Consider the following 14,873-nt stretch of genomic DNA (forward strand, 5'->3'; position numbering starts at 1 on the left):
TTATCATCATTATTTTAACATAGTATAACAAAAAGCACCCCCATTAAGAGAGTGCCGGATCGTATTTTGGCAAATAAACATGAAAGACAGACCCTTTTTCAGGTTCACTTTCCACGTTAATACAGCCGTCATGTACTTCAATAATATGTTTAACAATCGCCAGTCCTAATCCTGTACCACCAGTGTTGCGGCTGCGGGCCTTATCCACCCGGTAAAATCGTTCAAATATCCTTGGGACGGCTTTTTCCGGGATGCCGATGCCATTATCTGATACTTGAATGTGAACGGTGTCACCTTCATCTGTAATGGACAAATTCACATCGCCATCTTTTAAGGTGTAACTGATGGCGTTTGTCAGTAAGTTAATCATAACCTGTTTGATACGTTCGGCATCCGCTTGGATTGTTATGCTATCATCCACATGCGTCGTTAAAGTGATCCCTTTTTGTTCGGCCCGCTGATCAACGACCGGTAAGATTTCCTGGACTAGTTGAGTCATATCAACAACTGTCCGGGTTATTTCAAATTCATCTTTTTCCAGCTTGGACAATGTCAGTAAGTCCTCAATTAAGCCTTGCATACGGGTGCTCTCGTCATAAATGATCGTCAAAAACCTGTCAAGGGAGGCCGGGTCATTTTTAGCCCCGTTCTTCAGTGTTTCAGCAAACCCGGTAATGGAGGTGATCGGCGTTTTCAGTTCATGTGAGACGTTAGCCACAAAATCTTTACGCATCAGCTCAAGCTTTTTCAAATGCGTAATATCATACATTAACAGGACAGCACCTTTAAGTATATTCCGCTCATTAAATATCGGCGCACCGACGATTTCAATGTACTTTTTCTCCACGCCAATAATCTGGGTGAATGAATATGTCATATTTTTTTCATACAAAAACGTATCCTGAACGGTTTCATGGATGGTCTCATTGGCCAGCACATCATAATATAAAAAACCCTGATAGTCGTGCGCGTTTCCGCCAAACATCGTGAGAAATTTCCGATTGACCAAGTGGATATAGCCTTTTTCATCGACCAGCACCAAACCGCTTTGCGTATTATCAATTAATGTCGATAACTGTTCTTCCTGTACCTTCTCCTGGATTTGAAATTCACTGAGATTCCGGGCAAGGACATTTAGTTTATTATTCAGCTCACCTATGCTGCCGCCCGCCGAATGATGAACTCTTGCCCGATAATTTCCCTTGACCAGTTCATCAACGGTTTGTGATGTTTTTCTGATAGGCTTCATATATTTATCATAGACATGCAGCAAAATAATTAGCAGAATAACATATTCCACCACCAGAATCGAAATAAGAATAATATACTCATCCACTAATGTACTTAATGCAAATCCTGTTAAGGTCATGAGCAAAAACAGGCTGGCGTGATATGGTAATAATGGTTTTGTCAATAGTGGCTTCATCATGTTGGATGCTCCAATTTATAGCCAAGCCCCCTGACTGTTTTAATATAAGCCGGCTTTTTCGTATTTGGTTCTATTTTTTCACGCAGATGGCTGATATGGACATCCACAATCCGGGTATCCCCGGCAAAATCATAATGCCATACCGCGCTTAAAAGCTGATCTCTTGATAGAACTTTTCCTTTGTGCGAAGCAAGATAGTATAAGAGCTCAAATTCTTTCCGTGTGAATGTCAGGATTCCACCATTCATTTCAGCCTCATAGCGATCGGGATAGATCGTTAAATCAGCGATTTGCATTGACATGTTGGTCTGTGCCTCTGTCTTTTGGCTCCGCCGCAAAATTGCCTTAACCCGGGCAAGGACTTCTTTAGGGCTGAACGGTTTGGTCAAATAGTCATCGGCTCCAAGCTCCAGTCCCAAAATTTTATCAGACTCTTCATCTTTAGCTGTCAGCATTAATATCGGTGTATCAATTCGGATTGACCGGAGATGCCTGCACACGTCCATGCCGTCCATTTCCGGCAGCATCAGATCAAGAATGATCAAATCGTATGCCGTGCTTTCCGCTTTATCGACAGCCTCTGCCCCATCATATGCGCTATCCGTATGGAAACCAGCCTGCTCCAGATTGAAAGTTAACAGCGTCACGATCGACGTTTCATCATCCACTATCAAAATGCGCTTTCCCATTCACAACCCCCATTTCATGGAAATCTTTGCTGTCTTTATCTTACAATGTATGCTGGGAAATGTGAACAGAAGAAAGTGTAAAGATTCATTTACACTGTTTGATAACCGCGTTTATTTAATAGCCAAGTTTTCGCTTTTTGTCGAGCACAAGATCATACCTCGATTAATGTAAGCGCTTTATATATTATATCAGAAAATAAGCGCTGTTGCTAATCCATACGCAAAAAAACTGCATTACCATGTGCTTGATGCTGATATTCAACGGGACCACATGGGTATCATTCCGGCTCGGCAATATAAGAAAAACGCTGACGCGTCTTTTCAAATGCCAATCAGAAGTCGGATTGGAAGAAATCGACGAAGTAGCCGATTTCGGTATTAAAAACGTCGTCCAACATTCCATTTAAAAAAGCTTCTTTTCACCAACAGGTAAAAAGAAGCTTCTTGTTTATTCTAATATTTTCAGGACGTTTTTCACGGAATCGGCTGATTGATCCAATTGGGCTTTTTCATCCTCGGTCAGGTCAAGCTCAATGATTTCTTCCAGACCATTGCCGCCGATGACAGTCGGTACACCAAGATAAATATCATGATAACCATATTCACCTTCCAGATAGGCGATAGATGGAAGCACACGGCGCTGATCTTTCAAGATTGCTTCCGCCATAACGGTCAGTGAAGCAGCCGGTGCATAATAAGCACTACCGTTACCGAGCAGGCCAACGATTTCCCCGCCGCCTTTGCGGGTACGCTCAATGATCTCGTTAAGACGATCCCTGGAAATCAGCTTCTCAAGTGGGATGCCGCCTGCATACGAATAACGGATCAATGGCACCATATCATCGCCGTGGCCGCCGAGTACGAATCCGGTAATGTCCTTGACGGAAAGGTTTAGTTCCTCCGCTACGAACGTACGGAAACGGGCCGTATCTAGAACACCGGATTGGCCGATGACCCGTTCTTTAGGGAAACCGGATTCCTTGAACACAGAATAGGTCATGGCGTCAACCGGGTTGGTTAGAACGATGATCGTTGTCTCCGGTGAATATGTCACGATATCCCGGGTGACGGTTTTCATGATTTTTGCGTTTGTGTTAACAAGATCATCACGGCTCATGCCTGGCTTGCGGGCGATACCGGCTGTAATGATCACGAGGTCGGAATCTTTTGTGTCTTCATAATTGGCAGTGCCGACGATATTAGCATCAAAACCCTGGACAGGACTTGCCTCTTTCATATCCAATGCCTTGCCTTTTGTCGGGTTTTCCTTGTCCGGAACATCAACGAGGACGACATCCCCTAGTTCTTTTTGGGCGATCATTAAAGCAGCCGTCGCGCCAGTAAAACCGGAGCCAATAACGGATATCTTTTTACGTTTGCTACCCATGCCAATTCTCCTTCCGTGCGATTAGTCCATATTTTTAATAAGTTCATCACCGAATTCGCTTGTTTTCACCTCAGTGGCACCGTCCATCATGCGGGCAAAGTCATATGTGACCACTTTGGAAGCAATCGTTTTATCCATTGCTTTGGTGATCAGGTTGGCAGCTTCTCGCCATTCAAGATGTTCCAGCATCAGGACAGCAGAAAGAATGACCGAAGACGGGTTAACTTTATCCATACCGGCATATTTCGGTGCTGTGCCATGTGTTGCTTCAAAAATCGCATGGCCTGTATCATAGTTGATATTCGCTCCCGGTGCGATACCGATACCGCCGACCTGTGCTGCCAGTGCATCGGAAATATAGTCACCATTCAGGTTCATTGTCGCAACAACATCAAATTCTTTCGGACGGGTCAAAATCTGTTGCAGGAAGATATCGGCAATGGCATCCTTGACAAGAAGTTTGCCAGCAGCCACGGCTTCATCCTGTGCTTTATTGGCCGCTTCTTTGCCTTCTTTTTCAACGATACGGTCATATTCAGCCCATGTGAATACTTTGTCACCGTACTCCTGTTCAGCTACTTCATAGCCCCAATTCTTGAAGGAGCCTTCGGTGAATTTCATGATGTTACCTTTATGTACTAAAGTAACACTTTGACGACCTTCATTAAGTGCATAGTTGATTGCAGCTCGTACCAGACGTTTCGTTCCTTCCTCAGATACCGGTTTGACACCGATTCCGGATGTTTCAGGGAAACGAATATTATTGACGCCCATGTCATTTTGCAGGAAGTTGATGACTTTTTTAACATCGTCCGAACCTTCTTGCCATTCGATTCCGGCATAAATATCTTCTGTATTTTCACGGAAAATCGCCATATCCACATCTTCCGGACGCTTAACAGGGGACGGTACACCACTGAAGTAACGGACCGGTCGCAAGCACGTGAATAAATCCAATTCCTGGCGCAACGCAACATTCAGGGAACGAATTCCGCCACCAATTGGCGTTGTAAGAGGGCCTTTGATGGCAATTTTATATTCGTCGATTGTTTTTAGCGTGTCATCCGGAAGCCATTCACCGGTTTTGTCATAGGCTTTTTGCCCGGCATAGACTTCTGTCCATTCAATCTGCTTTTCACCATTATAGGCTTTTTCAACAGCTGCTTCGATTACCCGGCGTGCTGCAGCCCAAATATCCGGCCCGGTTCCATCACCTTCAATGAAAGGAACAATCGGATGATTTGGAACATTCATCCTACCGTTTTCGACAGTAATTTTTTCACCTTTTGTCATAAAAAAATACCTCCAATTCATCTTCATTCATAATCAGTTTATCATAAAGTGAAACTTCATTCAGCTGGGTGTACTTCCCCCACTGGGTGTACGATATTCAACGGTTTTCAATCGCTGTATATTCCCGCGTTTTCGGTCCGACATATTCGGCGCGCGGGCGGATGAGGCGGTTGTTATCATATTGTTCAAGGATATGTGCCAGCCAGCCGGATACACGGCTTGTTGCAAAGATTGGTGTGAACAGGTCATGATCAATGCCAAGACTGTGGTAAACAGAAGCTGAATAAAAATCCACATTGGCCGGCAGACCCTTTTCCTCTTTTATAAACGCTTCAATCTTCACGGACATATTATACCATTTTGACTGTCCGGTAATTTTCGTCAATTCTTTAGACATATCTCTCAGATATTTGGCACGCGGATCACCATTTTTGTAGACACGGTGCCCCATACCCATAATTTTTTCCTTGTTGGCAAATTTTTCTTTAATATACGGAATGGCATTTTCTTCGTCTCCAATTTCAGTAAGCATAGCCATTACCCGCTCATTCGCGCCACCGTGAAGTGGTCCTTTTAACGCACCGATTGCCGCGGTGACGCCGGAATAAATATCTGACAGTGTCGCAACACAAACACGTGCTGTAAATGTTGATGCGTTCAGCTCATGATCGGCATGAAGAATAAGTGCTTTGTTGATGGCTTCTTCTTCAATATCTTTCGGCTCCTCATCATTCAGCATATACAAGAAGTTAGCTGCAAACCCCAGGTTCCTTTTCGGTTTAACCGGTTCCTGACCTTTACGGATACGGGCAAACGCCGCTACAATCGTAGCAATTTTGGCCTGGAGCCGGACAGCTTTACGTTTATTAGCCACTTCATCCATCACGTCAGCTTCTTCATCATATAAGCCTAAAATAGATACAGCAGAGCGCAACGCCGCCATCGGATGGACAGTTGATAAATCATACGACCGTAAATGCTCGATAATGGCTTCGGGTAATTCCATATTGGCAGCCAAATCAGTCTTAAGTTCATCCAATTCTGATTGTGTCGGTAACTTTAAATTCCATAATAAATAAATGACTTCTTCAAAGCTGGAATTTTCCGCCAGCTCATCAATTGTATACCCGACGTAAGTCAGCTGGTCATCGATAATGGAACTGATGGATGATTGTGTTGCAACAATCCCTTCCAGCCCTTTTGCTGATGCCATAACAAACCCTCTCCTTTTCTATGAATTGTCCGTTAACTTAGGATTAAGTAATCAGTTATTACATTTGACAATATTTTTACAGATAACATTGCCATCCCCATCGCCAATTATAAAGTATATTTTGCCTAATGTGAATTGAAACCGATTAAAATCAACAACATTTTTGCTTGATTAACCCTCACGATGCATTTTCAAACCTAAAATAACTGTACTGAGTCTATTTTATCGTTGTCTATCATAAATAAGATAGTGCAGGATCATGATCAGGAGGGGTCCAATTGTACAAGCAAAGGGTGTACCAGATATTAAGATGCTGTGTTGTTATAACAGCTGCTATCGCTTCATACTTCCTTATATACTATGTTCTGCCATATGTTTACCCTTTTTTTCTGGCCGTCATTCTTTCATTTGTTTTGAATCCTGTCGTTACATTTTTGCAAAATACGCTGAAAATGCCGCGTGGTCTCGCTGTATTTAGTGTACTGTCAATGACCATTTCCGGCATTATCGGGTTAATCATCCTGTTCATTTCCGAACTGATTCATGGAACGGCCTATTTAGCCGATTTCATCCCGGCACATTTCCGCTCATTCGTATTTTTAGTGGAAGGGGTGATTAACGAACACCTCCTGCCACTATATCATAACCTTGCTTCTTTTTTTCATACGCTAAGCCCTGAGCAGCAGAACAGCATCAATGAAAGCATGCACCAGTTTATTCGCCAGTTTGCGTCTTTTGGTACGGATATGCTTAACTATCTGCTTCTACAGGTACAACAAACATTGACCATCCTACCAGGTTCCATCACGTTTTTTCTGTTTACGATTCTGGCAGCTTTTTTCATCATGAAAGATTGGAATCTGCTGGTTGAAAGCAGCAAAAAAATGATTCCAAAAACAGTGCTTGAGACAGGCAGCCGTGTTTGGAATCATTTACAAAAAGCATTTTCCGGCTATATAAAAGCACAGCTGCTGCTCATGTCCATAACTGCTGCAACCATTTTAACCGGCCTTGTGGTGCTGCAGATCAACCATGCGTTAACGATAACACTAATCGCCACATTAGCCGATCTATTGCCTTTCATTGGGACAGGCCTTATCTTTATTCCGTGGATCGTTTACCTGTTTTTGACAGCCGACTATTCCCTGACGATTGGTTTAGCGATTTTATATATGATTATCGTCATTCAGCGTCAATTACTGGAACCGAAACTTATCGCCAATGGTATAGGACTGTATCCACTCGTCACGTTGCTGGCCCTTTTTATTGGTATTCAAATATGGGGAGTGCTCGGGGTATTAATAGGGCCTTTTCTCATTATTATTGGAAATGCCCTTTATCAGGCGGGCGTTTTCCACCAGGCATGGCGGTTTATCAAAGGGGCCTGATTTATCATCTCCGATAAATAATGGTCCCTTTGGCCGCCCGGTCCCGCAGAAACCTTTCCAGCATTCGTTGAAAAGGACCACGGGTGAAGGGAAGTACTAACATAAAACCGGCTATATCGGTAACAAACCCTGGGGAAAACAGGAAAATCCCACCGACAAAAATGCAGATGCCATCAACTATGGCTCGACCCGGTGGCTGGCCATTGTTAACCGCCATCTGGGCTCTTCGCCACGCTTCGAAGCCTTCTTTCCGGGCAAGTGCTACGCCGGCAACCCCGGTGAAAATAATCAACGCCACGACCCACCATGGGCCAATGATGCCGCCAGCCCAGATGAATACGCCAATTTCAATTGCAGGTAGGATGATTAACGCCAGAAGTAACCACCGCATGTTTGCTCCCCCTTTTATCCGGTTTTGGAATCGGCTGTTCCGCCGGTCCCATCCCTTTTCACTTCTTTTTGACACATTGAAAAGCCCGTGGAAGCCAGATCTTATAATACCCTGGCATGTCCTTCGTAAATATCGCCTTTTGCACCGTCAATCGTAATATCTTCCCCGTCCTGAATTTTATCGAAAACATCTTTAACACCAACAATGACCGGTATGCCAAGACTCAATCCGACAACAGCAGCATGAGAGGTCAGACCACCTTCTACCGTCACGATTCCACCTGCTTTTTCGACGGCTTCCATCATATCACGGTCCGTTCCATAAGTGACCAGGATATCATTATCCGACACTTTTTCGATGGCTTCGGCCGCACTTCCAGCAATAACAGCTTTTCCGTAAGCACTGCCGCGTCCGATGCCCTGCCCTTTTGCCATGACATCACCAATCACGTGAATTTTCATTAAGTTGGTCGTGCCGCTTTCACCAATCGGAACGCCAGCGGTTATGATCACTCTGCTTCCCCGTTCGAATAGGTTGGTGCTCAGTCCCTGGTCAATCGCAATGTCCATCATGTCATCGGTGGAATCCGCTTTGCTGCCCATGACGGCATGAACTCCCCACACGAGTGCCAATTGGCGGTTGACACTTTCATGAAACGTAACGGCAATAATCGGGGCTTCCGGCCGATATTTTGTAATCATTCTGGCCGTATGACCGCTCTCCGTCGGGGTAATGATGGCGCTGACCGACAAATTCATGGCCGTATGTGTTACCGATTGGCTGATGGCGTCTGTAATTGTCATATCAACCGATTTGGACCGGTCTTCAAGAATCAGCTTATGATCCAGTGCGGTTTCCGCCTTTAACGCTATGCTGCTCATCGTCTGCACCGATTCAACCGGATAGTCGCCTGCAGCCGTTTCACCCGATAACATAATGGCATCTGTCCCGTCAAAAATCGCATTGGCCACGTCGGATGCCTCAGCCCTTGTTGGTCTCGGATTCCGCTGCATGGAATCAAGCATTTGGGTTGCTGTAATAACCGGTTTTCCGGCTGTGTTGCATTTGGCAATCAGCTCTTTCTGGACAAGCGGCACATCTTCTGCCGGCGTTTCCACACCAAGATCGCCACGTGCTACCATCAGGCCGTTGCTCACTTCCAGGATTGACTCAATATTATCAATCCCTTCCTGATTCTCGATTTTCGGAATAACTTTAATGTGTGTGGCATCATGTTCTTCAAGCAATTCCTGTATTTCCAGTATGTCTGATGGGCGGCGAACAAAAGATGCCGCAATAAAATCAACGCCCTGTTCAATGCCAAACTCGATATCCCGGGCATCCTTTCCAGTAATGCCGGGTAAATTGACACGGACATTCGGTACATTGACACCTTTCTTATTTTTGATGATACCTGAGTTCAATGCTTTTGTTTTCACTTCTTTACTTTCCTGGTCAACATCAAGTACTTCCAGTTCAATCAACCCGTCATCAAGCAATATCTTAGAACCGGTATGTACATCATCAGCCAACCCCTTATAAGTGACCGAGAAGCGTTCAGCTGTACCTTCCACATCATCCATCGTCACATGCACCGTGCTGTCTTTCTCAATCTCCGCCTTACCGTTTTGAAATGTTCCCGTCCTGATTTCCGGTCCTTTTGTATCAAGAAGAATCGCGATTGTTTTCCCTGTTTTAGCTGCTGCCTCCCGAATGTTTTGAATCCGGCTAGCATGTTCTGCAAAATCACCATGGGAAAAATTCAAACGAGCGACGTTCATGCCGGCCTCAATCAGCTTTGTCAATGTATCGACCGATTCCGATGCAGGCCCGATCGTGCACACAATTTTTGTTTTTCGCATTCCAGCGCCTCCTTTACAACTTATATCGACAGTTCCTTGGAAAGTTGATACATCTCCATATCAATCATGTGTTTTTCTGCTAAAACTTCCGATATATCATGGTGAACCAATCGATTATTTTGAATCCCTGCTATTCTTCCCGCCTCACCGCTCAAAAGCAGGTCAACGGCTTGTGCACCGAGACGGCTTGCCAGCACACGGTCAGATGCTGTTGGCGATCCGCCGCGCTGAATATGACCCAATACCGTCACGCGTGTCTCCAAATCAGCTGATTCCTTGATTTTTTCCGCATAGTCAAAGGCACTGCCGACACCTTCTGCGAGAATGATGATACTATGTTTCTTGCCGCGTTCCTGACCACGTCTGAGGCGGTTGATAACCTCCTGCAGCTCATCCTTTTTTTCAGGGATAAGAATGCTTTCCGCACCGTCAGCAAGTCCGGCCCAGAGTGCGAGATCACCTGCATCCCTGCCCATTACCTCAATGATAAATGTCCGTTCATGGGATGAAGCGGTATCGCGTATTTTGTCAATTGCCTCAATGACGGTATTCAGTGCCGTATCAAACCCGACGGTAAAATCAGTCCCAGCAATGTCATTGTCAATGGTTCCGGGGATGCCAATACATGGATAGCCTTTTTCGGTCAGTTTTTGGGCGCCGCGAAAACTCCCGTCACCGCCGATAACAATCAGACCTTCAATGCCATGCTTTTTCATCTGCTCAATTCCTTTGTTTTGCCCGTCATCCGTCTCGAATTCCTGGCACCTAGCAGAACGCAATATGGTCCCGCCGCGCTGAATGATATCGCCGACAGACCCAATATCCATCTTTTCAATATTGCCATCGATGAGACCCTGAAAGCCATTTTTAATCCCGTATATGTCGATCTGGTGATAAATTGCTTTTCTTACAACCGCTCGTATTGCGGCATTCATCCCCGGCGCATCACCGCCGCTTGTCAAAACGCCAATTTTATTCATACTGTCACCTCATGTCTTTCGTTCGTTGGCCTATAGAATATTTTAGCATTTCCAATAGGCATAAGTGCAACGAAGGCTTTAGCCACATAGACCTGGCGATAAGCCATCTTTTTTCTTAATCACTATATCCAAGATAATTGTAAACAGCAAAAATATCAATTATTTTACTATGTGGTTAAGGGTGGTCAAACCATTGCCGTAACAGAACGGAGCAATCAAGTCTGTTTTTCACCATACGTTTTGGACACGCACTTTAAGTGGAAAAGAGGTTGACGCATGTCAACCTCTTTAACCTGCTAAAGCTGTTTATACTCACCTATTTTTTGATATTTTTCCCATCTATTTTCAAGTAATTCACCTGGAGAAAAGTCTGTCAACTGTTGTAATGATTTCGCCAGAACGGCTTCAATGTATTCAGCCTGTACTGTGATATCACGATGGGCACCACCTCTGGGCTCCGGAATAATCTCGTCAACCACATCAAGCTCCTTTAAATCATACGACGTGATTTTCATGTTTTCCGCTGCCTGCTGTGCCAGGCCGGAATCCTTCCAAAGTAAAGCAGCTGCCCCTTCCGGTGAAATAACCGAGTACGTCGAATTCTCCAGCATATGGATATGGTCCCCGACACCCAATCCGAGGGCGCCGCCGCTTCCGCCTTCACCAATAACAATGCATATAATCGGGACCTTGAGACCGGCCATTTCCATCAGATTTCGCGCAATGGCTTCACTCTGACCGCGTTCTTCGGCGGCTTTCCCCGGGTAAGCACCTTTCGTATCAATAAAACTAATAATCGGCCGGTTAAACTTTTCAGCCTGATGCATATGTCGCAATGCTTTCCGGTACCCTTCCGGATGCGGCATACCGAAGTTGCGGCGAATATTTTCTTTTGTATCACGGCCGCGCTGATGACCAATCACTGTAATCGGCTTGCCCTGGTACAAAGCTACCCCTGATACAATCGCCTCGTCATCCCCATATAAACGGTCACCATGGAACTCAATAAAATTCGTGAATAATTCACCTATGTAATCCAACGTCGTCGGACGTTCCTGGTGCCGTGCCATCTGGACACGCTGCCATGGCTGCAGGTTACCGTAAATATCGTTTTCCAGCACTTCCAGACGCTTTTCCAGTGTGCTGATTTCTTTTGACAGGTCGATGTCACTATCAGTCGTAAAGGATTTCAGCTCAGCAATCTTTTCTCTGAGATTCACAATCGGTTTTTCAAAGTCCAGCGCATATTTCATACATTTTCCCCGCCTTTCCGGTGTATGGAAAGCAACGTTGTCAAAAGGGGCTTCATTTCATGACGGTGGACAACTTTGTCAAGCTGGCCGTGATTTAATAAAAATTCGGCTGTCTGGAAATCATCCGGCAACTTCTCATTAATCGTCTGTTCGATAATACGCTGTCCGGCAAAACCAATCAGGGCACCGGGTTCGGCAATATTATAATCCCCGATTGAGGCAAAACTGGCCGATACGCCACCTGTCGTCGGATGGGTCATAACCGAAATCATCAAACCGCCTGCTTCAGAAAAACGCTTGACAGCAACAGAGGTTTTCGCCATTTGCATGAGACTTAAAACGCCTTCCTGCATTCTCGCACCACCGGAAGCAGTAAAAATAATGAACGGTAGTGAGGCATCGTTGGCCCTCTCAATCGCACGGGCGATTTTTTCACCAACGGCTGACCCCATGCTTCCCATCCGAAAACCGGCATCCATGACCGTGAAAGCGGCGGGTTGTCCGTCAATTGATCCTTTACCGGTTACCACGCTTTCATTCAGACCGGTTTTATCACGATCTTTCGCAATTTTTTCCTCATATCCGGGGAATTCTAGCGGGTTGGTCGATGTCAGGTCACTGTCCCATTCCGTAAATGTCCCTTCATCAAGTATACTGTAAATTCGCTCCCAAGCTGTCAACGGATGGTGATAATCACAGTTTGGGCAGACGTTGTTGTTTTTGTTCATTTCTTTTCGATAATAGATTTTATGACAGTTCGTACACTTTTTCATTAAACCTTCCGGAATATCGAGCTTGCTTTGTTCGCTCGGAATGGTCGCATATTTCTTTTTCTTGCCAAAAAAATCCTTAAGCAAGGGAATTCCTCCTTTGGTCACAACAGGACGAGCAAAACACTTCGTTTACTATACTAAACAGCCAGCAAAAAGGATGTCACAAACTGTCAACCGACATTCATTTTTTTTCAGTTGGCAATCTATAAAATAATTCCTCTATCTTGTCATAATGTCGGGTTTGATAAAGTTTTATAAGTTCTAGATAGAATGATGGTTCATAGGCGAGACTGGAAATAGCATAGGAAAATTCATCCATTAGCTGCCAAACCTTCGCAAGTAACAAGTTTTCCGTTTTATAAAATAAATATTGGAAAAAAGCCGCATGTCTTTCATTGCTGCGTAATGTGGTGTCATGGATAATGCCATGCAATTGCTCAATATCCGCTTCATGAATATAATCATAAGCAATTCTGGCTGCCTCTTTTTCGATAATCTTTTTGGCAAACAACAGATCATGCCGTGTATTCGTCTCCTGCAGAATAAATGACGACAGCACCTCGACTGAGTGATACGGCCGGTACTGGCTTATAAATGTACCTTCTCCATGTCTTGTTTCAACTAATCCTAGCAACTCCATGGCCCTTAGTGCTTCACGGACGGAAGATCTTCCTGCCTGCAACGTTTCGGACAGCTCACGCTCAGACGGAATTTTATCGCCCGGCCTCAAATCATGCGCGTCAATATACTTGCGGAGTTCCTGTAAAACACCCTGATAAACCTTTTGCTTCGGTGACATGGACACAGCCGGCGTCACTCCTTTTAAAGGTTGTTCAAAAATACGAAAAAGCGCCCTCTCTTGAGAAGGTCGGATCGGCATTTAGCCGATCGGTCCTCCTGCAAATGTTTGACCAGTTTGATAACAGGGCATTATGCCTTATCTATATGTGTCAGCTTCCGTGTTTTCTCGGCTACGTCTTCCGGATTGACATCGATTCTTGCCACACCGGATTCCATGGCTGCCTGCGCAACACGTGATGCAACCAGTGGTGCAACTCTCGAATCAAAGGGCTCTGGTATAACATAATCCTCTGATAACATGTCTTCCGGTATCAGGGAGGCAATGGCTTCAGCTGCAGCCACTTTCATTTTTTCATTGATCCGGGTTGCCTGGACATCTAGCGCACCCCGGAAAATACCAGGAAATGCGAGGACATTATTAACCTGGTTCGGAAAATCGGAGCGGCCGGTGCCGATAACCTTTACACCAACTTCTTTGGCGTCATCCGGCATAATTTCGGGTTCGGGATTGGCCATAGCAAAAATAATCGGATCATCTTTCATTTTCCGGACCATATCCTGGGACAACAGCCCGCCAACCGATACACCGATGAACACATCTGCGTCTTCCAATATTTCTTCGAGCGAGCCTTCCTGCTTATCTTTGTTCGTCATTTTGGCGACTTCTTCCTTGACTTCATTCATGCCGTATGGTCGGGTTTCATAAATCGCACCTTTGGAATCGCACATGATCATGTCCCGCACACCAAAGTGATATAACAATTTAATAATAGCGATTCCCGCAGCGCCTGCTCCATTTGCGACGACTTTTATATCAGAAAATGACTTGCCTGCCAATTTCAGCGCATTGATCAGTCCAGCAACTGTCACAATGGCTGTTCCATGCTGATCATCGTGAAAAATTGGGATATTCGTTTCTTTTTTCAGCCGTTCTTCGATAATGAAGCAATTCGGTGCTGCAATATCCTCGAGGTTGACACCGCCAAAAGTCGGCTCCATCAGCTTCACGGTCTCAACGATTTTTTCAACCTCATGGGTGTCCAGACAAATCGGAAACGAATCCACGCCGGCAAAACTTTTGAACAGAACAGATTTTCCTTCCATGACAGGCATTGCCGCTTCAGCCCCAATATTGCCAAGACCAAGGACAGCAGATCCGTCACTTACAACCGCAACCATATTGCCTTTCATCGTGTAATCGTAAACGGCATCTTTATGGTCATAGATCTCCTTACACGGTTCGGCCACACCTGGCGAATAGGCTAAGCTTAAATCCCGTGCATTCCGAACGGGCACTTTCGCTTCGGTTGAAAGTTTACCTTTATTCATCTTATGAATGTGCAATGCTTCATCTCTTAAATTTGGCACATGGCTCACTCCTTTATAGGTTGTCCAAGACAGGCAGGATGTCATC

Annotated in this window: 13 protein-coding genes; 1 reads left to right on the plus strand and 12 read right to left on the minus strand. The window is 45.0% G+C overall.

All coding sequences use genetic code 11. The features are described 5' to 3' along the window. Positions 1-43: 43 nt before the first annotated feature. From pnpS to citZ, 5 genes are all read right to left on the minus strand, one after another. Complete coding sequence (gene pnpS / locus ACFQ4A_RS11155; RefSeq protein WP_382400729.1) at positions 44-1,426, minus strand: two-component system histidine kinase PnpS; 1,383 nt, start codon at positions 1,424-1,426, stop codon at positions 44-46. After that, positions 1,426-2,118: a response regulator transcription factor gene (locus ACFQ4A_RS11160; RefSeq protein WP_382400576.1), complete on the minus strand. Its 693-nt coding sequence runs from the start codon at positions 2,116-2,118 to the stop codon at positions 1,426-1,428. The genes pnpS and ACFQ4A_RS11160 overlap by 1 nt, the downstream gene beginning before the upstream one ends. A 448-nt stretch (positions 2,119-2,566) precedes the next feature. After that, positions 2,567-3,505 (minus strand): malate dehydrogenase, encoded by a 939-nt coding sequence (gene mdh, locus ACFQ4A_RS11165; RefSeq protein WP_382400578.1) that lies wholly within the window; start codon positions 3,503-3,505, stop codon positions 2,567-2,569. A 21-nt stretch (positions 3,506-3,526) separates the two neighbouring features. Then, a complete protein-coding gene (icd, locus tag ACFQ4A_RS11170; RefSeq protein ID WP_382400580.1) occupies positions 3,527-4,798 on the minus strand; it encodes an NADP-dependent isocitrate dehydrogenase in 1,272 nt (423 codons plus the stop codon). A 97-nt stretch (positions 4,799-4,895) separates the two neighbouring features. Further along, positions 4,896-6,011 (minus strand): citrate synthase, encoded by a 1,116-nt coding sequence (gene citZ / locus ACFQ4A_RS11175; protein ID WP_382400582.1) that lies wholly within the window; start codon positions 6,009-6,011, stop codon positions 4,896-4,898. Between the two features lie 278 nt (positions 6,012-6,289). On the opposite strand from citZ, the gene ytvI reads away from it, so the two are divergent. Continuing rightward, the gene (ytvI, locus tag ACFQ4A_RS11180; RefSeq protein WP_382400584.1) at positions 6,290-7,399 is read left to right on the plus strand and encodes a sporulation integral membrane protein YtvI; all 1,110 of its coding nucleotides are present in this window, start codon (positions 6,290-6,292) and stop codon (positions 7,397-7,399) included. Between the two features lie 4 nt (positions 7,400-7,403). Here the strand turns inward: ytvI and ACFQ4A_RS11185 are convergent, their stop codons facing one another. The 7 genes from ACFQ4A_RS11185 to ACFQ4A_RS11215 form a co-directional block, all read right to left on the minus strand. Then, positions 7,404-7,790 carry an FxsA family protein gene (locus tag ACFQ4A_RS11185; protein WP_382400586.1) on the minus strand — a complete coding sequence of 129 codons (387 nt, stop codon included), beginning with the start codon at positions 7,788-7,790 and terminating at the stop codon, positions 7,404-7,406. Positions 7,791-7,891: 101 nt separating this feature from the next. Further along, complete coding sequence (pyk, locus tag ACFQ4A_RS11190; protein WP_382400588.1) at positions 7,892-9,652, minus strand: pyruvate kinase; 1,761 nt, start codon at positions 9,650-9,652, stop codon at positions 7,892-7,894. A gap of 20 nt (positions 9,653-9,672) precedes the next feature. Next, positions 9,673-10,632 (minus strand): 6-phosphofructokinase, encoded by a 960-nt coding sequence (gene pfkA, locus ACFQ4A_RS11195; RefSeq protein WP_382400590.1) that lies wholly within the window; start codon positions 10,630-10,632, stop codon positions 9,673-9,675. Between the two features lie 296 nt (positions 10,633-10,928). After that, the gene (gene accA / locus ACFQ4A_RS11200) at positions 10,929-11,885 is read right to left on the minus strand and encodes an acetyl-CoA carboxylase carboxyl transferase subunit alpha (protein ID WP_382400592.1); all 957 of its coding nucleotides are present in this window, start codon (positions 11,883-11,885) and stop codon (positions 10,929-10,931) included. After that, entirely contained in the window at positions 11,882-12,742 is an 861-nt protein-coding gene (gene accD / locus ACFQ4A_RS11205; RefSeq protein ID WP_382400594.1) for an acetyl-CoA carboxylase, carboxyltransferase subunit beta, read from the minus strand. The genes accA and accD overlap by 4 nt, the downstream gene beginning before the upstream one ends. Positions 12,743-12,839: 97 nt before the next feature. Further along, entirely contained in the window at positions 12,840-13,538 is a 699-nt protein-coding gene (locus ACFQ4A_RS11210; RefSeq protein ID WP_382400596.1) for a FadR/GntR family transcriptional regulator, read from the minus strand. Positions 13,539-13,588: 50 nt separating this feature from the next. Next, complete coding sequence (locus tag ACFQ4A_RS11215; RefSeq protein WP_382400731.1) at positions 13,589-14,788, minus strand: NAD(P)-dependent malic enzyme; 1,200 nt, start codon at positions 14,786-14,788, stop codon at positions 13,589-13,591. Between the last annotated feature and the right edge of the window lie 85 nt (positions 14,789-14,873).

The sequence above is a fragment of the Lentibacillus salinarum genome (assembly GCF_042679865.1).
Classification (GTDB): domain Bacteria; phylum Bacillota; class Bacilli; order Bacillales; family Amphibacillaceae; genus Lentibacillus; species Lentibacillus salinarum.